The 22,926-nt window shown below is 68.6% G+C and carries 24 protein-coding genes; 19 read left to right on the top strand and 5 right to left on the bottom strand.

The window, feature by feature from the left end; all coding sequences use genetic code 11:
* Positions 1–191: 191 nt before the first annotated feature.
* From ndk to CON77_RS00385, 17 genes are all read left to right on the top strand, one after another.
* Entirely contained in the window at positions 192–617 is a 426-nt protein-coding gene (gene ndk, locus CON77_RS00305) for a nucleoside-diphosphate kinase (RefSeq protein ID WP_101046675.1), read from the top strand.
* 7 nt (positions 618–624) lie between these two features.
* On the top strand, positions 625–1,773 hold the full coding sequence (gene rlmN, locus CON77_RS00310; RefSeq protein ID WP_101046677.1) for a dual-specificity RNA methyltransferase RlmN: 1,149 nt from the start codon (positions 625–627) through the stop codon (positions 1,771–1,773).
* The gene (pilW, locus tag CON77_RS00315; RefSeq protein WP_101046679.1) at positions 1,770–2,561 is read left to right on the top strand and encodes a type IV pilus biogenesis/stability protein PilW; all 792 of its coding nucleotides are present in this window, start codon (positions 1,770–1,772) and stop codon (positions 2,559–2,561) included. The genes rlmN and pilW overlap by 4 nt, the downstream gene beginning before the upstream one ends.
* Entirely contained in the window at positions 2,554–3,444 is an 891-nt protein-coding gene (locus tag CON77_RS00320) for a helix-turn-helix domain-containing protein (protein WP_101046681.1), read from the top strand. Before pilW ends, CON77_RS00320 begins: the two co-directional genes overlap by 8 nt.
* Positions 3,445–3,457: 13 nt before the next feature.
* Positions 3,458–4,729, top strand: coding sequence for a flavodoxin-dependent (E)-4-hydroxy-3-methylbut-2-enyl-diphosphate synthase (ispG, locus tag CON77_RS00325; RefSeq protein WP_101046805.1), 1,272 nt, complete (start codon positions 3,458–3,460; stop codon positions 4,727–4,729).
* A 35-nt stretch (positions 4,730–4,764) separates the two neighbouring features.
* Positions 4,765–6,060 (top strand): histidine--tRNA ligase, encoded by a 1,296-nt coding sequence (gene hisS, locus CON77_RS00330; protein WP_101046683.1) that lies wholly within the window; start codon positions 4,765–4,767, stop codon positions 6,058–6,060.
* A gap of 59 nt (positions 6,061–6,119) precedes the next feature.
* Positions 6,120–6,797 (top strand): YfgM family protein, encoded by a 678-nt coding sequence (locus CON77_RS00335; RefSeq protein ID WP_101046685.1) that lies wholly within the window; start codon positions 6,120–6,122, stop codon positions 6,795–6,797.
* Positions 6,794–7,942, top strand: a complete 1,149-nt coding sequence (gene bamB, locus CON77_RS00340; protein ID WP_232788346.1) for an outer membrane protein assembly factor BamB — start codon at positions 6,794–6,796, stop codon at positions 7,940–7,942. The genes CON77_RS00335 and bamB overlap by 4 nt, the downstream gene beginning before the upstream one ends.
* A complete protein-coding gene (gene der, locus CON77_RS00345) occupies positions 7,939–9,270 on the top strand; it encodes a ribosome biogenesis GTPase Der (RefSeq protein ID WP_101046687.1) in 1,332 nt (443 codons plus the stop codon). The genes bamB and der overlap by 4 nt, the downstream gene beginning before the upstream one ends.
* An 83-nt stretch (positions 9,271–9,353) precedes the next feature.
* A complete protein-coding gene (gene hfq / locus CON77_RS00350) occupies positions 9,354–9,599 on the top strand; it encodes an RNA chaperone Hfq (RefSeq protein WP_407061938.1) in 246 nt (81 codons plus the stop codon).
* Positions 9,600–9,649: 50 nt separating this feature from the next.
* Positions 9,650–10,819 carry a GTPase HflX gene (hflX, locus tag CON77_RS00355; protein WP_101046690.1) on the top strand — a complete coding sequence of 390 codons (1,170 nt, stop codon included), beginning with the start codon at positions 9,650–9,652 and terminating at the stop codon, positions 10,817–10,819.
* Positions 10,820–10,863: 44 nt separating this feature from the next.
* Positions 10,864–12,237: an FtsH protease activity modulator HflK gene (gene hflK / locus CON77_RS00360; protein WP_101046692.1), complete on the top strand. Its 1,374-nt coding sequence runs from the start codon at positions 10,864–10,866 to the stop codon at positions 12,235–12,237.
* A 21-nt stretch (positions 12,238–12,258) separates the two neighbouring features.
* Entirely contained in the window at positions 12,259–13,149 is an 891-nt protein-coding gene (gene hflC, locus CON77_RS00365; RefSeq protein WP_101046693.1) for a protease modulator HflC, read from the top strand.
* 89 nt (positions 13,150–13,238) lie between these two features.
* Positions 13,239–14,405 (top strand): ATP phosphoribosyltransferase regulatory subunit, encoded by a 1,167-nt coding sequence (locus CON77_RS00370; protein ID WP_101046695.1) that lies wholly within the window; start codon positions 13,239–13,241, stop codon positions 14,403–14,405.
* 36 nt (positions 14,406–14,441) lie between these two features.
* Positions 14,442–15,830, top strand: coding sequence for an adenylosuccinate synthase (locus CON77_RS00375; protein WP_101046697.1), 1,389 nt, complete (start codon positions 14,442–14,444; stop codon positions 15,828–15,830).
* 34 nt (positions 15,831–15,864) lie between these two features.
* Positions 15,865–16,389, top strand: coding sequence for a phosphoribosyltransferase (locus CON77_RS00380; RefSeq protein WP_101046699.1), 525 nt, complete (start codon positions 15,865–15,867; stop codon positions 16,387–16,389).
* Positions 16,390–16,412: 23 nt separating this feature from the next.
* The gene (locus CON77_RS00385; RefSeq protein WP_198552224.1) at positions 16,413–17,609 is read left to right on the top strand and encodes a PLP-dependent transferase; all 1,197 of its coding nucleotides are present in this window, start codon (positions 16,413–16,415) and stop codon (positions 17,607–17,609) included.
* Here the strand turns inward: CON77_RS00385 and mnmH are convergent.
* Both mnmH and CON77_RS00395 read right to left on the bottom strand, forming a co-directional pair.
* A complete protein-coding gene (gene mnmH, locus CON77_RS00390) occupies positions 17,585–18,664 on the bottom strand; it encodes a tRNA 2-selenouridine(34) synthase MnmH (RefSeq protein ID WP_101046701.1) in 1,080 nt (359 codons plus the stop codon). The two genes, CON77_RS00385 and mnmH, sit on opposite strands and share 25 nt — an antisense overlap.
* 11 nt (positions 18,665–18,675) lie before the next feature.
* On the bottom strand, positions 18,676–19,272 hold the full coding sequence (locus tag CON77_RS00395; protein WP_232788347.1) for an arylesterase: 597 nt from the start codon (positions 19,270–19,272) through the stop codon (positions 18,676–18,678).
* A gap of 60 nt (positions 19,273–19,332) precedes the next feature.
* On the opposite strand from CON77_RS00395, the gene CON77_RS00400 reads away from it, so the two are divergent.
* On the top strand, positions 19,333–20,031 hold the full coding sequence (locus CON77_RS00400) for an ABC transporter ATP-binding protein (protein ID WP_101046812.1): 699 nt from the start codon (positions 19,333–19,335) through the stop codon (positions 20,029–20,031).
* Between the two features lie 28 nt (positions 20,032–20,059).
* A complete protein-coding gene (gene rlmB / locus CON77_RS00405) occupies positions 20,060–20,806 on the top strand; it encodes a 23S rRNA (guanosine(2251)-2'-O)-methyltransferase RlmB (RefSeq protein ID WP_101046703.1) in 747 nt (248 codons plus the stop codon).
* Between the two features lie 6 nt (positions 20,807–20,812).
* Here rlmB and CON77_RS00410 read toward each other — a convergent pair whose 3' ends face one another.
* From CON77_RS00410 to fabG, 3 genes are read right to left on the bottom strand one after another with little or no spacing between them, the layout of a single operon-like run.
* Complete coding sequence (locus tag CON77_RS00410) at positions 20,813–21,409, bottom strand: chromate transporter (RefSeq protein WP_101046705.1); 597 nt, start codon at positions 21,407–21,409, stop codon at positions 20,813–20,815.
* 13 nt (positions 21,410–21,422) lie between these two features.
* Positions 21,423–21,995: a chromate transporter gene (locus CON77_RS00415; RefSeq protein ID WP_101046707.1), complete on the bottom strand. Its 573-nt coding sequence runs from the start codon at positions 21,993–21,995 to the stop codon at positions 21,423–21,425.
* On the bottom strand, positions 21,992–22,735 hold the full coding sequence (gene fabG / locus CON77_RS00420; RefSeq protein ID WP_101046709.1) for a 3-oxoacyl-ACP reductase FabG: 744 nt from the start codon (positions 22,733–22,735) through the stop codon (positions 21,992–21,994). Before fabG ends, CON77_RS00415 begins: the two co-directional genes overlap by 4 nt.
* Positions 22,736–22,926: the final 191 nt, after the last annotated feature.

Here is a 22,926-nt window from a genome sequence, read left to right on the forward strand (position 1 = left end):
GTGGCCGCTATGGTGCAGGTGGGTCGGGTGGGCCGCGTGGCGGTCCGGCCGGCAGTCGCGGGCGCAAGCCCGGCCGTGGCGGCTGAGGCGGCTGGGGTTTCCTGGGCGTGTGGCCGACCGACGCTGGCGCGCAGGTTAAAATCAAAAGCTTTGCTGATCGTTCCATTTTTTCAACCATTGCAGGACATTCCATGGCCCTCGAACGCACCCTCTCCATCATCAAACCCGACGCCGTTGCCAAGAACGTGATCGGCCAGATCTACAGCCGCTTTGAAGCCGCTGGCCTGAAGATCGCCGCCGCCAAGCTGGTGCACCTGTCCCGCGCCGAAGCCGAGCAGTTCTACGCCGTGCACAAAGAGCGCCCCTTCTTCAAGGACCTGGTGGACTTCATGGTCTCCGGCCCGGTCATGATCCAGGTGCTGGAAGGCGAAGGCGCCATCGCCAAAAACCGCGACCTGATGGGCGCCACCGACCCGAAGAAAGCCGCTCCGGGCACCATCCGCGCCGACTTCGCCGACAGCATCGACGCCAACGCCGTGCACGGCTCCGACGCCGCCGAAACCGCTGCCGTGGAAGTGTCGTTCTTCTTCCCCGGCATGAACGTTTACGCACGTTGATCATGCGATGACGGCCAATTTGCTCGATTTCGACCTCGACGGGTTGGCCGCCTTCTGTGAGCGGCTCGGAGAAAAGCGCTTCCGGGCCGTCCAGCTGTTCCGCTGGATTCACCAGAAAGGCGTGTCCCGTTTCGAGGACATGACCGACCTGGCGCGCAGCCTGCGGGAGAAGCTCCCCGGCGTGTGCGAAGTGCGTGCCCTGCCGGTGCTGACCCAGCAGGAATCCGCCGACGGCACCATCAAGTGGCTGTTCGACGTGGGTGACGGCAATGCCGTCGAATCGGTGTTCATTCCCGAAGACGACCGCGGCACGCTTTGCGTGTCCTCCCAGGCCGGCTGTGCCGTGGGTTGCCGGTTCTGTTCCACGGGGCACCAAGGTTTCAGCCGCAACCTGAGCACGGGCGAGATCGTCGCGCAGCTCTGGTTCGCCGAACATTTTTTGCGCCGCAAGTTCAACACCCAGGAACGCGTCATCTCCAACGTGGTGATGATGGGCATGGGCGAGCCGCTGCAAAATTACAGCGCATTGCTGCCCGCTTTGCGCACGATGCTGGACGACCACGGCTACGGCCTGTCGCGCCGCCGCCTCACGGTGTCCACTTCCGGCGTGGTGCCGATGATGGACCGCCTGAGCCAGGACTGTCCGGTGGCGCTGGCGGTGTCGCTGCACGCGCCCAACGACGCGTTGCGCGACCACCTGGTGCCGCTGAACCGCAAGTACCCGCTGGCCGAGCTGATGGACGCCTGCCTGCGCTACCTGCCGCACGCGCCGCGCGACTTCATCACCTTCGAGTACTGCATGCTGGCTGGCGTGAACGACCAACCCGAGCACGCCCAGCAGCTCATCGAACTGGTGCGCGGCCACGCCGGGCGTGGCGTGCCGTGCAAGTTCAACCTGATCCCGTTCAACCCCTTTCCCGAGTCGGGGCTGACCTGCTCGGCCAAGCCAGTGGTCAAGGCCTTTGCCGAGCGGCTGAGCGCGGCCGGCATCGTCACCACGGTGCGCAAGACGCGTGGCGACGACATCGACGCCGCCTGCGGCCAGCTGGCCGGCGACGTGCTCGACCGCACCAACGCAGCGGCGCGCATGGCCGAACGCCGCAGCCAGGTCGAACAGCGGGTGGTGTGGGTCCAAAAACCGGAGGCTGCCGAATGAAACGAGTCGCGTGGTGGCTGGGCCTGCTGGTCCTGGTGGGTGTGTTGACCGCTTGTGCCGGGGCCGCGCTGGGGCCACGGGACCGCGACCTGGTCACCGAATCCGATGAAACCGACGCCCGCAAGCGGGCCCGGGTGCGCCTGGAGCTGGCCGCCGGCTATTTCGAACAGGGGCAGATGACGGTGGCCCTGGACGAGGCCAAGCAGGCGCTGCTGATCGACCCCAGCTTCGCCGCGGGCCACAACCTGCGCGGGCTCATCTACATGCGCTTGAACGAGCCGCGCCTGGCCGAAGACAGTTTCCAGCAGGCCCTGCGCGTGTCGCCGCGCGACGCCGACACGCTGCACAACCTGGGCTGGATGTACTGCCAGGCCGGGCGTTTTGCCGAAGCCAGCGACAGCTTCCAGCGGGCGCTGCAAATCCCGAACTACCCCGGGTCGGCGCGCACCCTCATGGCCCAGGGGGTGTGCCAGGCCAAGGCCGGCCAGTTGCAGGACGCCGAGCGCAGCCTGATGCGTTCGTTTGAACTGGATGCCGGCAACCCCATCACCGTGTACAACCTGGCACTGCTGATGCACCAGCGCGGCGAGTCCGAGCGGGCGCGCTTTTACCTGCGCCGCCTGAACAATTCCGAGCTGGCCAACGCCGAATCGCTGTGGCTGGGCATCAAGGTCGAAAACCGTTTACAGAACCGTGAGGCCGCCAGCCAGCTGGGGGTCCAGTTGCGCCGCCGTTTCCCCGATTCGCGCGAGGCCGGTGCTTACGAGCGTGGAGCATTCAATGAGTGATGAGGTCGTCGAGCAGGCCCAGTCCGATGCGGTGTCGCCCCCGGTGACGGCCTTGCGCCAGGCCCGTGAACAGGCCGGTCTGCACGTGGTGGCGCTGGCCGCCATGCTCAAGGTGCCGGTCCAGCGCCTGGAGGCCCTGGAAGCGGGGCGCTACCAGGATTTGCCCGATCTGACCTTTGCCCGGGCCCTGGCGTCGAGCGTGTGCCGTGTGCTGAAGATCGATCCGGCCCCGGTGCTGGCGTCTCTGCCGGCGTCGGCGGCGGTGCGCCTGGGCACCCCGGAAGGGGCTTTGAACGCACCCATGCCGACCCGCCATGCGCCGTTGCTGGCGGGCGCAGCGGTGCCGAATGAGCGCCGCCTGCCGTTGCCTGCGGCGGTGGCGGTGCTGGTACTGGTGGTGGCCGTGGTGCTCTGGTTCTTCCTGCCACCGCGCGCCGAGGTCCCGGCCACCGCGCCGGCCGAGACCCCTGCCGCGGCCGTTGCCCCGGCGGTGGCGGTTGAACCGGTGCCGGTGGCAGCGCCCGTGTCGGTGCCTGTGGCGCCCGCCCTCCCGGTGGTTCCCGCGCCGGTGGCGGCGCCCGTCACCCCGGTCCCGGCTGTGCCGGTGCCGGTCGAGTCCCCCGCCGCGCCCGCACCGGTGGCGGCCGACAGCGTGCTGCAGATGCAGGCCCGTGGGGCCTCCTGGGTGCAGGTGACGGGGGCCTCCGGGCGCGTGCTGCTGCAACGCGGCCTGCAGGCCGGCGAACAGGTGTCCTTCTCGGCCGACCTGCCCTTGACCGTGGTGGTGGGCCGCGCCGACGAAACCCAGGTCACCGTGCGCGGCGCCCCCTTCGATCTGGTTCCGTACACCCGCAACAACGTCGCCCGTTTCGAGGTCAAGTGATTCCATGAACGCGATGCCGACCACCACCCCCGAGCCGGGCGCTCCCGTGGCCAGCCCCTTCCCCCGGCGGCGCTCCCGCCAGGGTGTGGTGTCCTGGGGCGACCACCATGTCACCGTCGGTGGCGATGCCCCGCTGCGGGTGCAGTCCATGACCAACACCGACACCGCCGACGCCATCGGCACGGCGATCCAGGTCAAGGAACTGGCCCTGGCCGGGTCGGAACTGGTGCGCATCACCGTCAACAACGACGAGGCCGCCCGGGCCGTGCCGCACATCCGCGAGCAGCTCGACCGCATGGGCATCCACGTGCCCCTGATCGGCGACTTCCACTACAACGGCCACACCCTGCTGACGCAGCACCCCGACATGGCGCAGGCCCTGTCCAAGTACCGCATCAACCCCGGCAACGTGGGCAAGGGCGACAAGAAAGACCGCCAGTTCGGCCAGATGGTCGAGGCCGCGGTGCGCTGGAACAAACCGGTGCGCATTGGCGTGAACTGGGGCAGCCTGGACCAGGAGCTGCTGGCCCAGATGATGGACGACAACGCCCAGCGCGCCGAACCCTGGGACGGCAAGCAGGTGATGTACGAGGCCCTGATCGCCTCGGCGTTGGGATCGGCCGAGCGGGCTCAGGAGCTGGGCCTGGCGCCGGAAAACATCGTGCTGTCGTGCAAGGTCAGCGGGGTGCAGGACCTGATCGCGGTGTACCAGCAGCTGCATGCCCGCTGCGACTACCCCCTGCACCTGGGCCTGACCGAAGCCGGCATGGGCACCAAGGGCACGGTGGCCTCGGCCGCCGCGCTGTCGGTGCTGCTGCAGCAGGGCATCGGCGACACGATCCGGGTGTCACTCACGCCGCAGCCCGGCGAAGCTCGAACCCAGGAGGTGGTGGTGGCGATGGAGATCCTGCAGGCCCTGGGGCTGCGCAGCTTCGTGCCCAGCGTCACCGCCTGCCCGGGCTGCGGCCGCACCACCAGCACCACCTTCCAGGAGCTGGCCAAGCAGATCGACGACTACCTGCGCGCGTCCATGCCGCAGTGGCGCGAACGCTACCCCGGAGTGGAAAACCTCAAGGTGGCGGTGATGGGCTGCATCGTCAACGGCCCGGGGGAGAGCAAGCACGCCGACATCGGCATCAGTCTGCCCGGCACCGGCGAGGCCCCGGCGGCGCCGGTGTTCATCGACGGCGAGAAAGCCCTGACCTTGCGCGGCGAAGGCATCGCCACCGATTTCCAGCGCATCGTCCAAGACTACATTGTGAAAAAATTCGGCGCCACCGCCTGACCGGCCCGGCGCCCACGTCCGCAGAAACCAGACACATGGCAGAGAAACTGAGTGCCGTCAAAGGCATGAACGACATTTTTGCGCCCGAATCGGCGCATTGGGAATGGCTGGAGGCGAAGGTGCGCGGCCTGATGGCGCGCTACGCCTACCGCAACGTGCGCACGCCCATCGTCGAACCCACCGGCCTGTTCGTGCGCGGCCTGGGCGAAGTCACCGACATCGTCGAAAAGGAGATGTACTCCTTCGAAGACCGCCTGAACGGCGAGCAGCTGACCCTGCGCCCCGAGGCCACGGCCGGTGTGGTGCGCGCGGTGATCGAGCACAACCAGTTGTACGACGGCCCCAAGCGCCTGTACTACATGGGTCCGATGTTCCGCCACGAGCGGCCGCAGCGTGGTCGCTACCGCCAGTTTCACCAGATCGGTGCCGAGGCGTTGGGCTTTGCCGGCCCGGACGTGGACGCCGAGCTCATCGTCATGGCCGCCGACCTGTGGGCCGAGCTCGGCCTGACGGACGTGACCCTGGAAATCAACAGCTTGGGCCAGCCGGCCGAGCGCCAGGCGCACCGTGCCGCCTTGATCGCCTACCTGGAGCAGCACGCCGAGCAGCTGGACGAAGACGCCAAACGCCGCCTGTACAGCAACCCGCTGCGCATCCTGGACACCAAGAACCCGGCGATGCAGGCGCTGGTCGAAGCCGCCCCCAAGCTGATGGACCACCTGGGGGCCGAGTCGCTGGCGCATTTCAACGCACTGCGCGGCCTGCTGGACGCCCAGGGCATCGCCTACCGCATCAACCCGCGCCTGGTGCGCGGCATGGACTACTACAACCTCAGCGTGTTTGAGTTCGTGACCACCTCGCTCGGCGCGCAGGGCACGGTGTGCGCGGGCGGCCGCTACGACGGCCTGATCGCGCAGATCGGTGGCAAGCCGGCGCCGGCCGTGGGCTGGGCGCTGGGCGTGGAGCGGATTCTGGAGTTGCTCAAGGCGCAGCACCGCCTGCCCGCGCTGCCGGTGCCGGACTGCTACGCCATCGTACCGCAGGCCCAGGGTCAGGACGCGGTGATGCGCGCGCTGCGCAGCCTGCGCCAGGCCGGCGTGTCGGTGCAGATGCACGCCGGCGGGCCGGACGGGCAGGGCAGCATGAAGTCCCAGTTCAAGAAGGCCGACGCCAGTGGCGCCCGCTACGCCCTGATTTTTGGCGAGAGCGAACTGGTGGCGGGCCTGGTGTCGGTCAAACCCTTGCGAGCCGACGTCGCGGCCCAGGGCATCACCGAACAGACCTCGCTGCCACTGGCCGAGGTGGCTGGGTGGGCCGCGCGGCTGCGCTGAAGGCCTGCGCCTACAATCCACCGCAGCGTTGTTGCAACATTTACCGGTACCGCCCCTGAATGGCCACCCATTACGACCTCGAAGAGCAGGAACAACTCGCCCAGATGAAGCATTTCTGGGCGAAATACGGCAACCTCATCACCTGGGCGCTGATCGCCGTGCTGGGGGCTTTTGCCGCCTGGAATGGCTGGCAGTACTGGCAGCGCAAGTCGGCGCTGGAGGCGGCCGCACTCTACGATGAACTGGACCGCGCTGCCCAGGCGCAGGACCGCGAGCGCGTCCAGCGCGTCTGGGCCGATGTGCAGGCCCAGGCCGGCCGCACCGTGCAGGCGCAGCAGGCCGGTTTGCTGGCGGCGCGCGTGTTCGAGGCCGCGGCCCAGTTGGACGCTGCCCGCCAGGCCTTGCAGTTCGTGGCCGAAGCTTCGGCCGACGCCGACCTGGCTTCGGTCGCGCGCTTGCGCCTGGCCGGCCTGGAGTTGCAGGCCAAGCAGCCCGATGCGGCCCTGAAGTGGCTGGCTTCGGGCATCTCGGCCGATTTCAAGGCCTTGGCGGCCGACCGCCAGGGCGATGCCTTGCTGGCCCAGGGCAAGGCCGATGAGGCCCGCCAAGCGTACGAACAGGCCTGGACGGCCATGGACGCAACCCAGGATTACCGCCGCCTCGTCGAAGCCAAGCTCAACACCCTGGGTGTCAACCCGGGTGCCGGTGCCGCCCCCCAATTGGAGACTTCCCGGTGAAAGTGACCGTCTGCACCCCTTTGTCCCGTGGCCTGCGCCGGGCGTCTTGGCTGGCTTTGGCCGCGGTCCTGGCGGCCTGCTCCAGTGGCCCCAAACGGCCTGAGCCGGCCCCGCTGGCGCCGGTGTCGGCCCTGGTGCCGGCCAAACTGGCCTGGAACTTGGGCATGGGCGCGGTCGATCCGCTGATGACGCCGGTGGTCCAGGGCGACACGGTGGTCCTGGCCAATGCGGCCGGCGTGGTCCAGGCGGTCGATGCGCGTGGTGGCCAGGTCTTGTGGCGTGTGGATGCCAAGGCGCCCTTGTCCGCCGGGGTTGGCAGCGACGGCCGTCAGGCCGCGGTGGTCACCCGGGACAACGCGCTGGTGGCCGTGACCGCTGCCGGCGAGCAATGGCGCGTGCGCCTGTCGGCGCGCGTCTTCACGCCACCGCTGGTGGCCGGCGAGCGCGTGTTCGTGCTCGCGGCCGACCGCAGCGTGTCGGCCTACGACGGCAAGACCGGTGCGCGCCTCTGGTCGCAGGCGGCCCGCGGGGCCGATCCGTTGATCCTGCAGCAGCCCGGTGTGCTGCTGGCGGTGGGCAACACCCTGGTGGCCGGCATCTCGGGCCGGCTGGTGGGCCTGAACCCGGCCAATGGCTCGGTGCGCTGGGACGCGGCGATTGCCCGCCCGCGCGGCATCAACGAAATCGAACGCCTGGTCGACCTGGTCGGCCGCGTCGGCCGCACCGACGACCAGGTCTGCGCCCGTGCCTTCCAGTCCGCCGTGGGCTGTGTGGACGCGGCGCGCGGCGCCGTGCAATGGACCCAGCCCGCCGACGGTGCCTCCGGCGTCCACGCCGACGCCGACCACGTCTACGGCGTGGAAAGCAACGGCCGCGTGCAGGCCTGGAAGCGCGGCAGCGGCGAGCGCGCCTGGTCCACCGACCGCCTGCTGCACCGCGGCGTGACCGCACCGCTGGCCGCCGGCCGCTCCATCATGGTCGGTGACGCCCAGGGCCACGTGCACCTGTTGTCGCGCGAGGACGGCACGCTCGTCAACCGCCTGTCCACCGACGGCTCGGCCATCGTCGCCGGGCCCTTCCTGGCCGGCAATACCCTCATCGCCGTCACCCGCAACGGTGGCGTGTACGGCTGGCGCCCCGAATGAAACCTGTGATCGCCCTGGTGGGCCGCCCCAACGTGGGCAAGTCCACCCTTTACAACCGCCTGACCAAGTCGCGTGACGCGATCGTGGCCGACTTTCCCGGCCTCACGCGCGACCGCCACTACGGCAGCGCGCGGCTGGGCAAGCGCGAGTTCATCGTCATCGACACCGGCGGCTTCGAGCCCGACGCGGGCAGCGGCATCTACAAAGAGATGGCCAAGCAGACGCGGCAGGCCGTGGCCGAGTCCGACGTCGTCATCTTTGTCCTCGACGCCCGGGCTGGCCTGAGCGCGCAGGACCACGACATCGCCAACTACCTGCGCAAGCTGAACAAGCCCTGCCTGCTGGTGGCAAACAAGGCCGAAGGCATGAAGGCCGGCGCCCAGCTGTCGGAGTTCTACGAGCTGGGCCTGGGCGAGGTGATCCCGGTGTCGGCCGCCCACGGCCAGGGCGTTCGCTCCATGGTCGAGGCCGCGCTCGACCAATTGCACTGGCCCGACGAGGACGACACCCCGACCGAGCCCGAAAACGCCGTCATCAAACTGGCGGTGGCGGGCCGGCCCAACGTGGGCAAGTCCACCCTGATCAACGTCTGGCTGGGCGAAGAGCGCCTGGTGGCCTTCGACATGCCGGGCACCACCCGCGATGCGATTTCGGTGCCGTTCGAGCGCAACGGCCAAAAATTTGAGCTGATCGACACCGCCGGCCTGCGCCGCAAGGGCAAGGTGTTCGAGGCGGTGGAAAAGTTCTCGGTGGTCAAGACGCTGCAGGCCATCGAGAGCGCGCACGTGGTGCTGCTGCTGATCGACGCGACCCAGGGCGTGACCGACCAGGACGCCCACATCGCCGGCTTTGTGCTGGACAGCGGCCGCGCGGTGGTCATCGCCATCAACAAATGGGACGCGATCGACAGCTACCAGCGCGAACAGCTGCAGCGCTCCATCGAGAGCCGGCTGGCCTTCCTCAAGTTCGCGCCCATGCACATGATCTCGGCGATCAAACGCCAGGGCATCGCGCCGCTGTGGAAGTCCATCGCCCATGCCTACGCGTCCTCCACCAAGAAAATGCCGACGCCGGTGCTGACCCGCCTGCTGCAGGAGGCGATCGCCTTCCAGGCGCCCAAACGCAGTGGCATGTACCGCCCCAAGATGCGCTACGCGCACCAGGGCGGCATGAGCCCGCCGGTCATCGTCATCCACGGCAACTCGCTCGAGGGCGTGAGCGACGCCTACAAGCGCTTCCTGGAAGGGCGCTTTCGCAAGGCCTTCGACCTGGTGGGCACCCCCTTGCGCATCGAACTCAAGACCTCGGCCAACCCCTACGACACCTGAGCCTGCTTTGCGGCGCTGCACAAACCGCGCCGCGCTGTGGTAAGGTCGCATCTTCCCAACTTTCATTGAACACGGAACATATCGTGAGCAACAACAAAGGCCAACTCTTGCAGGACCCGTTTCTGAACCAGCTCCGCCGCGAGCACGTGCCGGTGTCCATCTACCTCGTCAACGGGATCAAGCTGCAGGGGCAGATCGAATCGTTCGACCAGTACGTGGTGCTGCTGCGCAACACCGTGACCCAGATGGTCTACAAGCACGCCATCTCCACCATAGTGCCGGGCCGCCCGGTGCAGTTCGCCAGCGCCCAGCCGACGGACGCGGCCTGAGTGGCGCCGGGCCTGCGCCGGCCTGACCGTGGCGGGCCCGTTCCAGCACATTGAACCCCGATCCTTCTCCCAGCGGGCTTCTGCCCGGCGTCGTTCTCGTCGGCGTCGACCTGGGATTGCCCCATTTTGACGGCCAGCTCGATGAGCTGGCGCAGTTGGCCGCCACCGCCGGCTACGCCGTGGTGGACAAGGTCGTCTGCAAGCGCCGCGCGCCCGATCCGGCGCTGTTCGTCGGTTCCGGCAAGGCCGACGAGATCAAGGCCCTGGCCCTTGGCCACGGTGCCGCCGAGGTGCTGTTCGACCAGGCGCTGAGCCCGGCGCAACAGCGCAACCTCGAACGCTACCTGGGCATGCCGGTCAACGACCGCATCCTGCTCATCCTCGAAATCTTCGCCCAGCGCGCCCGCAGCCACGAAGGCAAGCTGCAGGTTGAGCTGGCGCGCCTGCAGTACCTGTCCACGCGCCTGGTGCGGCGTTGGTCGCACCTGGAGCGCCAGACCGGCGGCATTGGCCTGCGCGGCGGTCCCGGGGAAACCCAGATCGAACTCGACCGCCGCATGATCGGCGACGCCATCAAGCGCACCCGCGAGCGCCTGGACAAGGTCAAGCGCCAGCGCAGCACCCAGCGCCGCCAGCGCGAGCGCCGCGGGGCGTTCAACATCTCGCTGGTGGGCTACACCAACGCTGGCAAGTCCTCGCTGTTCAACGCACTGGTCAAGGCCCGCACCTACGCGGCCGACCAGCTCTTCGCCACCCTGGACACCACCACCCGCCAGATGTACCTGGGCGAGGTCGGGCGCAGCGTCTCGCTGTCCGACACGGTGGGCTTCATCCGCGACCTGCCGCACACCCTGGTCGATGCCTTTGCCGCGACCTTGCAGGAGGCGCACGACGCCGACCTGCTGCTGCACGTGGTCGATGCCGCCAACCCGGCCCACCCGGAGCAGATCCAGAACGTGCTGGCCGTGCTGCGCGACATCGGCGCGGCCGACATTCCGCAAATCCTGGTGTTCAACAAGCTCGACGCGGTGGACCCGGCGTTGCGCCCGCTGCAATCGGTGGACCTGATGGAACTGGACGGCCAGAGCGTGCCTCGTATCTTCCTGAGTGCGCACACCGGTGAAGGCTTGGACGGTTTGCGGCACCTGCTGGCCGACCGCCTGCGCTCGACGACCGGACCCATGCCCCTGGACCCGACGCCGGGTGAGGGGCAGGCCTGATTCGGCACAATACACCCATCGCCATCCTACGAAGAACGCCATCCATGAAATTGAATCCCCTGCACCTTCATCTGCCCCTCTGGAGCCGCGTGAAGGGCATGTTCAACCTCAACGATCCGCGCTGGGGGCGAGACGACGATGCGCCGCCCCGGGAGTCCACCCCCGGCGGGCACCAGAACGAGGGCGATCGGCCGCGCGAGACGCCGCCGCGCCAGGGCCAACGTCCGCAGGGGGCCAACCAGGGGCCGCCCGATCTGGACGAGTTGTGGCGCGACTTCAACCGCAAGCTCGGCGGCTTCTTTGGCGGCGGTCGGGGCGGGCGCGGTGAGCCGAACGGGCGCACACCGCCCGCGTTCAAGCCCGATCCCAAGAGCACCGGCATTGGCGTCGGTCTGATCGCCGGCGTGGCCGCGCTGATCTGGCTGGGCACGGGTTTCTTCATCGTGCAGGAAGGCCAGCAGGCCGTCATCACCCAGTTCGGCAAATACCACAGCACCGTGGGCGCCGGCTTCAACTGGCGCCTGCCGTATCCGGTGCAGCGCCACGAGTCTGTGTTCGTGACGCAGATCCGCTCGGTCGATGTGGGGCGCGACGCCATCGTGCCGGCCACCGGTCTGCGCGAGTCGGCCATGCTGACGCAGGACGAGAACATCGTCGAGATCAAGTTCGCGGTGCAGTACCGCCTGAACGACGCGCGCGCCTACCTGTTTGCCAGCCGCGACCCGGACGCCGCCGTCATCCGCGCCGCCGAGACCGCGGTGCGCGAGGTGGTGGGCAACATGAAGATGGACGCGGCCCTGGCCGAGGAGCGCGACCAGATCGCGCCGCGCGTGCGCACCCTGATGCAAACCATTCTGGACCGCTACAGCGTGGGCATTGAGGTGGTGGGCATCAACCTGCAGCAGGGTGGGGTGCGCCCGCCCGAGCAGGTGCAGGCGTCTTTCGACGACGTGTTGAAGGCCGGCCAGGAGCGCGAGCGCGCCAAGAACGAGGCCGAGGCCTACGCCAACGACGTGGTGCCCCGGGCGCGCGGTGCGGCGTCGCGCCTGATCGAAGAGGCCGAGGGCTACAAGGCCCGCATCGTGGCCCAGGCCCAGGGTGACGCGCAGCGTTTCCGCCTGGTCCAGACCGAGCACGCCAAGGCCCCGCAGGTGACCCGCGAGCGCCTGTACCTGGAGACGATGCAGCAGGTGTATGGCAACGTCACCAAGGTGCTGATCGACACCCGCCAGAACTCCAACCTGCTGTACCTGCCGCTGGACAAGATCATGCAATCCGTGGCCAATGCCAGCCCGGCCGCGGCGGTCGGTGCGGCCGCCGTGTCGCCGGCCCCGAGTGCCGGGACGGCCGCGCCGCCAACTCCCAGCGACGCCCGCAACCGGGAAGACGCCCGTTCGCGCGAGCGCGAATCCCGCTGACCGCACGGAGACCTTTGCCCCATGAACAGAATCGGTTTCATCCTCTCGTCCCTGCTGGTCGCCCTGGCCTTGGGCAGCTCCATGCTGTTCGTCGTGGACCAGCGCCAGTTTGGCGTGGTTTACCAGCTCGGTCAGATCCAGAGCGTCATCACCGAACCCGGCCTCAACTTCAAGATGCCGCCGCCGTTCCAGAACGTGACCTACATCGACAAGCGCCTGCTGACCCTGGAAAACAGCGACACCGAGCCGACCCTGACCGCTGAAAAACAGCGTGTCGTGATCGACTGGTACGTGCGCTGGCGCATCGCCGATCCCTCGGCCTACATCCGCAACGTCGGGGTGGACGAGCGTGCCGGCGCGGTGCAGCTCAACCGCGTGGTGCGCAACTCCTTCCAGCAGGAAGTGAACAAGCGCACGGTGCGCGAATTGCTCTCCAGCAGCCGCGAGGAGCTGATGGCCGACGTCAAGCGCGAGGTGCTGGCCGCCGTGCGCGGGGCCGAAAAGCCCTGGGGCATGGATGTGGTGGACGTGCGCATCAGCCGCATCGATTACGCCGAAACCATCACCCGTTCGGTGTACGACCGCATGGAGGCCGAACGCAAGCGCGTGGCCAACGAGCTGCGCTCCACCGGTTTTGCAGAAGGCGAAAAAATCCGGGCCGATGCCGACCGCCAGCGCGAAGTGATCGTGGCCGAGGCCTTCCGTTCCGCCCAAAAGATCAAGGGCGAAGGCGATGCCGAAGCCGCCCGCGCCTACAACGAGGCGTTTGGACGCGACCCGGCCTTCGCCCAGTTCTACCGCAGCCTGGAAGCCTACAAGGCCAGCTTCGCCAGCAAGAGCGACGTGCTGGTGGTGGACCCCTCGTCCGAGTTCTTCAAGGGGCTGCGCAGCAGCGCTCCGGGCGGGCGTTGACCCCTTCCCGCCGGCAGGGCGACCCACCCGGTGGTGGGTCGCTTTTGTGCTGCCGGTAAAATCTCCGTTTTAACAGCACCGTCACATCCATGTCTGCCTGGGTCCTACCGGATCAAATCGCCGATGTCCTGCCCTCCGAGGCACGGCACATCGAAGACCTGCGCCGCGCCTTGCTCGACACGGCGCGCCGTTATGGGTACGAGCTGGTCATGCCGCCTCTGCTCGAGCACCTGGACTCGCTCCTGACGGGCACCGGCGAAGCGCTCGACCTGCAAACCTTCAAGCTGGTCGATCAGCTGTCCGGGCGCTCGCTCGGACTGCGCGCTGACACCACGCCCCAGGTGGCGCGCATCGACGCCCACCTGCTCAACCGCCGCGGCGTGACCCGCCTGTGCTATTGCGGCCCGGTGCTGCACGCCCGGGTGGACCGGCCGCACGGCACGCGCGAGCCCCTGCAACTGGGGGCCGAACTGTACGGCCACGCCGGCCTGGAGGCCGACCTGGAGGTGCTGGAGCTGGCCCAAAGCTGCCTGCGCGCCGCCGGTTTGCAGCACCAGGTGGTGGACCTGGGCGATGTGCGCGTGGTCGATGCCGTGCTGGCCGGCCAGGCCCTGTCTGCCGACGCGGTGGCCCGCATCCACCAGGCCCTGGCCGCCAAGGACACGGCCACCCTGGCCGACGTCAGCCGCGACCTGCCGGCCGAGGCGCGTGCGGCCTTGCTGTGCTTGCCGGGTCTGTACGGCGACATGTCGGTGTTGGACGAAGCCGCCCGCTGCCTGCCGCCTAGCCCCCTGCTGGACCGTGCCCTGGCCGATCTGCGCGGCCTGGCCCAAGGCCTGAGCGGCGCCCAGGTGTCGCTGGACCTGGCCGACCTGCGCGGCTACGCCTACTACACCGGCGTGCGCTTTTCGGTTTTTGCCGCCCAGACGGCGCAGCAGACCCCGGTGGAACTGGTGCGCGGTGGCCGCTACGACGAGGTCGGCGCCGTGTTTGGCCGCAAGCGCCCGGCCGCTGGCTTCAGCCTGGACCTCAAGGAGCTGGTGGGCGCTGTGGCGGCCCCGGTGCTGCAACCCGCCATCCGCGCACCCTGGGGCAGTGCGGTCGGCTTGCGCGAGGCCATCGCCGCCTTGCGCGCCGCGGGCGAAACCGTGGTCTGTGCCTTGCCCGGCCACGGCCACGAGGTCGATGAATTCCACTGCAACCGTGCCCTGGTGGAGCGCGGTGGCGTTTGGGTGGTGGAGCCGCTGGCGGCCTGACCCTCCCGACATCTCCCACAGTTTGAACGGTACAAGATGAGCGTAAACACTTTCAAGGCCCCCGCCGGGCGCAACGTCGTGGTCGTGGGCACCCAGTGGGGTGACGAGGGCAAGGGCAAACTGGTCGACTGGCTGACCGAAACCGCCCGCGGTGTGGTCCGTTTCCAGGGCGGTCACAACGCTGGGCACACGCTGGTCATCAACGGCGTCAAGACGGCGCTGCACCTGATTCCCAGCGGCATCATGCGCGCCGGCGTCAAGTGCTACATCGGCAACGGCGTGGTGCTGTCCGTGACCAAGTTGCTGGAAGAGATCGCCGGCCTGGAAAAAGCCGGGGTGGAGGTGCGTTCGCGCCTGCGCGTCAGCGAAGGCTGCCCGCTGATCCTGCCGTTCCACGCCGCCATCGACATCGCCCGCGAGGCCGCCAAGGTCAAGGCCGGGGTGGAAAAGATCGGCACCACCGGCCGTGGCATCGGCCCGGCCTACGAGGACAAGATCGCCCGCCGCGCCCTGCGCGTGCAGGACCTGAAACACCCCGAGCGTTTCGCCGCCAAGCTGCGCGAACTGCTGGACCTGCACAACCACCTGCTGGTGAGCTACCTGGGCTCGGCCACCATGGACTGGGGCCCGGCCTTCGAAGGTTTCATGAAGGACGGTCAGCTCCAGTTTGACGCGGTGTACCAGCAGGCCATGGAACAGGCCGAACAGCTCAAGCCCATGATCGCCGACGTCTCGCGCGAACTCAACGAGGCCCACAAGGCCGGTGTGAACCTGCTGTTCGAAGGTGCCCAGGGCACGCTGCTGGACATCGACCACGGCACCTACCCCTTCGTTACCTCCAGCAACTGCGTGGCCGGCAACGCCGCCGCCGGTGCCGGCGTGGGCCCGGGACTGCTGCACTACGTGCTGGGCATCACCAAGGCCTACTGCACCCGGGTGGGCGGGGGGCCGTTCCCGACCGAACTCGACTGGGAGACCCCGGGCACCCCGGGTTACCACATGAGCACCGTGGGCGCCGAAAAGGGTGTGACCACCGGTCGTTCGCGCCGGTGCGGCTGGTTCGACGCCGCGCTGCTCAAGCGTTCGGCCCAGGTCAATGGCCTGAGCGGTCTGTGCATCACCAAGCTCGACGTGCTCGACGGCCTGAGCGAGCTGCAGCTCTGCGTCGGCTACAAGCTCGACGGCGAGATCATCGACATCCTGCCCATGGGCGCCGACGAGATCGCCCGCTGCGAGCCGATTTACGAAACCCTGCCGGGCTGGAGCGAGTCTTCGGTCGGTGTGACCGATTACGACCGGTTGCCGGCCAACGCCCAGCACTACCTCAACCGCATCGAGGCGGTGACCGGGGTGCCGGTGCACGTGGTGTCGACCAGCCCGGACCGCGACCACACCATCCTGCTGCACCACCCCTACGCCGGTTGAGCGCAGGCCCTCCACCAAGCTCCAAGGAAACTGCATGCTGACCGAAGACGGCAAACACCTGTACGTGTCCTACGACGAGTACCACAACCTGATCGAGAAGCTGGCGATCAAGGTGCACCAGTCGGGCTGGGAATTCGACACCATCCTGTGTCTGGCCCGCGGTGGCATGCGGCCGGGGGACATCCTCAGCCGCATCTTCGACAAGCCGCTGGCCATCATGTCGACCAGTTCCTACCGCGCCGAAGCCGGCACGTTGCAGGGCCAGCTCGACATCGCCCGCTACATCACCACGCCCAAGGGCGAGATCGCGGGCAAGGTCTTGCTGGTGGACGACCTGGCCGATTCGGGCCACACCTTGCGCGCGGTCATCGACCTGCTGAAGAACGGCTACCCGCCCATCACCGAACTGCGCAGTGCGGTGATCTGGACCAAGCAGGTGTCGGTTTTCACCCCCGACTATTCGGTGGAGTACTTGGCCACCAACCCCTGGATCCACCAGCCCTTCGAAGGCTACGACAGCATGCGCCCGGCGCAGTTGCTGGCCAAGTGGAAGGTCTGAACCCCAGCGAGGTGGCGCCGCCCGTGGCCACCTCCACGCGGCTGCTGCACCACGCCTACCGGCCACCGGCCGAATTCGAGGCACCGGCCCCGGGCGTGCACAAAGCCTCCACGGTGTTTTTCCCGAACGTCGCCGCCATGCGCGCCCGCGACTGGAAAGACAAGTCGGCCTACACCTACGGCCTGCACGGCACGCCCACCACCTTCACGCTGGAAGCGCGCATCGCCACGCTGGAGGGCGGCACCCACTGCGTGCTGGCGCCCAGCGGTCTGTCCGCCTTGGCCTTGGTCGACATGGCCTTCCTGCGCGCCGGCGACGAGGTGCTGTTGCCGGACAACGCCTACGGCCCCGGTCTGTCCTTGGCCGAGGTGGAACTGGCCCGCTGGGGCATTGCCCACCGCCGCTACGACCCGATGCGCCCGCAGCACCTGGCCGAGCTGATCGGCCCAGCCACGCGCCTGGTCTGGCTGGAAGCGGCGGGATCGGTCACCCTCGAATTCCCCGACATCCCTGCCCTGGTCGCGGTGGTGCAGGCCGCGAACGCGGCGCGGGCCCAGTGCGACCCCGGGGCCCGCACGATCGTCAGCGCGTTGGACAACACCTGGGGGGCGGGGGTGGCGTTCGCGCCGTTCGCGCTGGGTGTGGACGTCTCCCTGCAGGCGCTCACCAAGTACCCCAGCGGCGGCGGCGACGTGCTGATGGGCTCGGTGGTGACGCGCGACGCCGGCCTGCACCGCCAGTTGCTGCTCACGCACATGCGCCTGGGCCTGGGGGTGGGCGCGAACGACGCCGAGCTGGTCTTGCGCGGCCTGTCCTCCATCGCCCTGCGTTACCACGCCCAGGACCGCGCCACCCGTGCACTGGCCGGTTGGATGCGGCAGCAGGCGGTCGTGGCCCAGGTGTTCCACCCGGCCTTGCCCGGCTCACCCGGGCACGCGCATTGGTTGCGCGATGCCAGCGCCGCGGCCTGCCTGTTCAGCGTGGTGTTCCAGCCGCACATCACCCCCGCGCAGGTGGACGCCTTTTGTGACCGGCTGCGCCTGTTCCGCCTGGGCTACAGCTGGGCCGGTCCGGTCAGCCTGTGTGTGCCTTACGACCTGTCGGCCATGCGCACCTTGCCGGGACCGCATCCAGCGGCGCTGGTGCGCTTCGCGGTGGGCCTGGAGGACGTGGCCGACCTGCAGGCCGACCTCGCTCAGGCGCTGGCCGGCTTGTCCTGAGCCTCGTTCAAAATCTGCGCGGCCAGGGCCTCCAATGCCGCTGCCGAGCGATCGCTCAGCACGCAGACCTGGGCCTGCCCGTACTGGATGAAGTTGCGTCGGATCGACGCCGCATACACCGGGTCGTAGTGGCGGGCCAGCAGTTCGCGCACCACCGCCGGGGCCTGTCCCGCGCGCACCTGGGCCTGCCAGTCGTCGATCACGGCGCGGCCTTGCAGCTGGGTCAGGGCGTCCAGGCGCTGGCAGAAAAATTCCGGGTCCTCCAGGAAAAAGGCGTAGTCCTCCAGCAGCAGGGCCACGCGTTCGTCTTCGGCCAATTGCACATCCAGACAGGGGCTGGCGCGCATGGCGTCCATCAGGGCGTCGGGCACACGCAAGTTGCCCACTTTTTTGCTTTCGCTTTCCACGTAGACGGGGCGGCTGGGGTCGAAACGGCGCAGCGCGTCCCAGACCAGCGAGTCGAAATGCTTCTGGCTGGGCTGGGGCTGGCCCGGTACCAGGCCCAGCACAGAGCTGCGGTGGCAGGCCAGGGCTTCCAGGTCCAGCACCTGCGCGCCCTGGGCGGCCAGGGCGTGCAGCAACCGGGTTTTGCCCGTGCCGGTGGGACCGCACACCACCCGGTAATGCAAGCGCTGCGCCAAGGCCGGCAAGGTCTCGAGCAGCGCGCCGCGCCAGGCTTTGTAGCCGCCTTCGATCAGGGTGACCTGAAAACCGATGGCGCCGAGGATGGTGGCCAGCGCGCCGCTGCGGTTGCCCCCGCGCCAGCAATACACCAGGGGTTTCCAGCCCTTGGGCTTGTCCAAGGCTTCGCGCTCGATGTGGGCGGCGATGTTGCGCGCCGACAGCGCGGCCCCGCGTTTCTTGGCCTCAAAGGCGCTGACCTGCTTGTACATCGTGCCAATGACGATGCGCTCCTCGTTGTTCAGCGTCGGCCAGTTGATCGCGCCGGGCAGGTGGTCTTCGGCGTACTCGGCTTCGGTGCGGGCGTCGATGACGGTGTCGAAATCGGCCAAGCGCGACGCCACGTCGCGGGCGGGCAGGGTGTGCAGGGGCATGGGGGAGGTGGTCAGCGGCGGGGCAGGAGCTTGCGCAGCTCGGGCCAGACATTGTCCCGCATTTGCGCCTGGGCCTGTTCGTTGGGGTGGATGCGGTCGGCCTGGAACAGCGCCACCGGGTTGGGGCCGTCGGCCACGCCGCGCAGGAAGAACGGCACCAGGCCGGTGGCTTCCTGCCGCGCCACATCGGTGAAGACGCGGCGGAAGTCGGCGGCGTAGCGGGCGCCGTAGTTGGGGGGCATCTCCATGCCCAGCAGCAGCACCCGGGCGCCGGCTTCGCGGCCGGCGCGGGCCATGGCCGCCAGGTTGGCGCGGGTCATCTCCAGGGGCAGGCCGCGCAGCGCGTCGTTGCCGCCGAGTTCGAGCACCAGCACCGCCGGCCGGTGTTGGGCCAACAGGGCCGGCAGGCGCGAGCGCCCGCCCGAAGTGGTGTCGCCGCTGACGCTGGCGTTGACCACCCGCAGCGCGCGCCGTTCCTGGGCCAGCTGTGCGCTGAGCAGGGCCACCCAGCCACTGCCGCGGCGCAGGCCGTATTCGGCGCTGAGCGAATCGCCCAGCACCAACACCACCGGTTCGGTGGCGGCCTGGGCCCCAGGCCAAAACCCCACAAGGGGGGCGAGGGTGGCGAACGCGGTAAAGTGGCGGCGATTCAACTCGGTGGACCTTTCATGTCGGATGTGGTGATTGCGGTGCGTCAGGTGTCGAAATCGGTGCGCGATGCGACCGGTCAGCTGGACATCCTGCGCGGGGTCGATTTCGAGTTGCGCCGGGGCGAGACCGTGGCCATCGTCGGCGCTTCGGGCTCGGGCAAAAGCACGCTGCTGTCCATCGTTGCCGGTTTGGACACGCCCACGGGCGGAACGGTTCACATCGACGGCACCGATATTTTCGCCTTGAGCGAAGACCAGCGTGCCGCCCTGCGTGCCCAGAAGGTGGGCTTCGTCTTTCAGAGTTTCCAGTTGCTGGGCAACCTGACCGCCCTGGAAAACGTCATGCTGCCGCTGGAACTGGCCGGGCGCCGCGACGCCCGCGCCCAGGCCACCCAGATGCTGCAGCGCGTCGGCCTGGGCGAGCGTTTGGGGCATTACCCCAAGGTCTTGTCGGGCGGGGAACAGCAGCGCGTGGCCCTGGCCCGTGCGTTCGTGGTGCGCCCCGCCGTGCTGCTGGCCGACGAACCCACCGGCAGCCTGGACTTTGCCACCGGCGAACGGGTCATGCAGCTGATGTTCGACCTGAACCGCGAGCAGGGCACGACGCTGGTGCTGGTCACGCACGACCCCGCCATTGCGCAACGCTGCGAACGCCGCATCACCGTGGAAGCCGGGCGGGTGTCGGCCGAGCCGCCACGGCAGCCGGTCGGCGCCTGAAGCGGCGCTTGGGGGGATAATTCCCCCCATGTCTTCACCCAAAGTCCTGTTCGGCTTCCACGCGGTCGGCGTGCGCCTGAAAACCGCCCCCGCTTCCATCATCGAGATCTACTTCGACCCGACGCGCCGCGACGCGCGCATGAAGCAGTTCCTCGACCGCGCCAAGGAGGCCGGCGCCCGCCTGATCGAAGGCGACAGCCTGCGCATCGCCAAACTGGCCGGCAGCCACGGCCACCAGGGCGTGGCCGCGCGGGTGAACCCGGTGGAACAGGCCCGTTCCCTGGACGACCTGCTGGACCAGCTGGAGCAGGGCGAAGGCATTGCCCCTTTGCTGTTGGTGTTGGACGGCGTGACCGATCCGCACAACCTCGGCGCCTGCCTGCGCGTGGCCGACGGGGCCGGGGCCCAGGCGGTGATCGCGCCGAAAGACCACGCCTGCGGCATCAACGCCACCGTGGCCAAGGTGGCCAGCGGTGCGGCCGAAACCACGCCGTATTTCATGGTGACCAACCTGGCGCGCACCCTCAACGAATTGAAGGAGCGCAACATCTGGATCATCGGCACCAGCGACGACGCACCCAAGACCATCTACCAGGTGGACCTGAAAGGCCCGGTGGCGCTGGTGCTGGGGGCCGAAGGCCCGGGCATGCGCCAGCTCACCCGCAAGACCTGCGACGAGCTGGTCAGCATCCCCATGCGCGGGGCGGTGGAAAGCCTGAACGTGTCGGTGGCCAGCGCAGTCTGCCTGTACGAGGCCCTGCGCCAGCGCAGCTGAGTCGCCTCAGACCCAGCCCAGGCTGCCCAGCAGGGCGCCCGCGCCCAGCAACCAGAGCAGGTGCCAGCGGGTTTTCCACACCGCCAAGGTGGTGAAGGCGCCCAGCGCCCACAGCGGCCAGTCCTGCGCGGGCTCGTCGTGGGCGGCGATCAGCAGCCAGCCGGTGGCCACCAGCAGCGCAATCACGATCGGTGCCAGGCCCTGCTTGAACGCCTTGACGCTGCGCCAGTCCCGGCGCTGGTGGGCCCAGCGGCCGGCGACGTAGGCCAGGGTGGACGACGGAATCAGGATCGCCGTCAGGCTGACGGCCACCCCCAGCAAGCCCAGTGGCCAGCTGGCCGGCCCCAGTGCCGCACCGCCGGCGGCGTTCACGCCGACCGACCAGCCCATCAAGGCCACGAACAGCACGTTCGGGCCGGGCGCGGCCTGCGCCAGGGCGATCGCGCTGGTGAACTGCGCGTCGGTCAGCCAGGCCTGCTGCGTCACCAGGAAGCGGTGCATGTCGGGCGCGGTGGTGATGGCCCCACCCACCGCCAGCAGCGACAGCAGCAGAAAGTGCAGAAACAGTTCGATCCAGTCGGCGGCGTGCAGGGTCAGGGCCACGGTGGCGTCTCCTTCAGGCGTCGCGCGCGGGCAGTCGGCCCAGGCAGTGCCAGGCCCAGCCCCAGGCCAGACCGCCCAGGCCGATCAGCACCCACACCAACGGCAGCCGCAGCCAGGCGATGGCGACAAAGGCCGCCAGGGCCAGTCCGGTGCAGGCGAGTCGGCCCATGGGGTTGTTGCCCAGCGCGCCGATCAGTTTCAGGCCGGTGCCGGTGACCAGGCCCGCCGCCACCGCCCCCATGCCGCGCAGCGCGCCTTGTACCACCCCGGAATCGGCCACGCTGGCAAAGGCCACGGCCAGCAACAGCACCACCACCAGCGGCAGGGCCAGCATGCCGGCCAGGGCCGCCAGGGCGCCGCTCCAGCCGAAGTAGCGCCCGCCGATCATCAGCGACAGGTTGACCACGTTCGGCCCCGGCAGAATCTGCGCCACGGCCCATTCCTCGACAAACTGCTCGCGTGTCATCCAGCGCTTGCGCTCCACCAGCTCGCGTTGCACCACGGCCAGCACCCCGCCAAAGCCCTGCAGGGCCAGCCAGGTGAAGGACCAGAACAAGTCGGCGCGCGAGCGCGGTTGCCCGGTCACACCGTCATGCCGCCGGCCACTTCCAGCACGGTGCCGTTGATGTAACTGGCCTCGTCGCTGGCCAGGAAGGCGTAGGCGTTGGCAATCTCTTCGGGCCGGCCCAGGCGGCGCAGCGGCACTTTGTGTGCCATTTCAGCGATCACCTTCTCGGGGATGGTGTTCAAAATGGGCGTGCCGATGAAGCCCGGCGCCACCGCGTTCACCCGCACGCCCTTGGGGCCCAGCTCCCGGCTCCAGGTTTTGGTGAAGCCGATCACGCCGAACTTGGTGGCGGCGTAGTTGGTCTGGCCGAAGTTGCCGTAAATGCCGACCACGCTGGAGGCGTTCAGGATCACGCCGCTGCCTTGCTCGACCATGGTGTCGGCCACCGCCTGCGCACAGTGGAAGACGCCGCGCAGGTTGACGTCGATCACGCGGTCGAACTGTTCCAGCGTCATCTTCTGCAGCCGCGCGTCCTGGGTGATGCCGGCGTTGTTCACCAGCACGTCGATGCGGCCGAAGCGCTCCTTCACCTGGGCCACCACCGCGTCCACCATGGCGCGCTGGGTCACGTCCATGACGCAGCCGATGGCGGTGGCGCCCAGGGCCTGGCAGCGGGCGACCACGGCATCCACCGCGGCCTGGCGCACGTCGCAGACGACGACGATGGCGCCCTCCTGGGCGAATTTCAGCGCGGTGGCCTCGCCGATGCCCTGGCCTGCGCCGGTGACGATGCTGACTTTGTTCTCGAGTCTTTTCATGATGCGAATGCGATGAGGGTGGAACGTGCGTGGCATCTTAAGCCGTTGGCGTGCGTCGGTCGCGCCCCGGCGTTGCCCGGGTGACAGGGACTGTGCTGCTTTGCAGCAACGCCAGCCGCCCCGGGGTGTCCGTGGGGTCATTTCCTTTTTACAATGGCCACACCCACACCACCGGTCTGCGGGCGCAAGCC

Source organism: Macromonas nakdongensis, from assembly GCF_002837145.1.
Lineage (GTDB): Bacteria > Pseudomonadota > Gammaproteobacteria > Burkholderiales > Burkholderiaceae_C > Macromonas_B > Macromonas_B nakdongensis.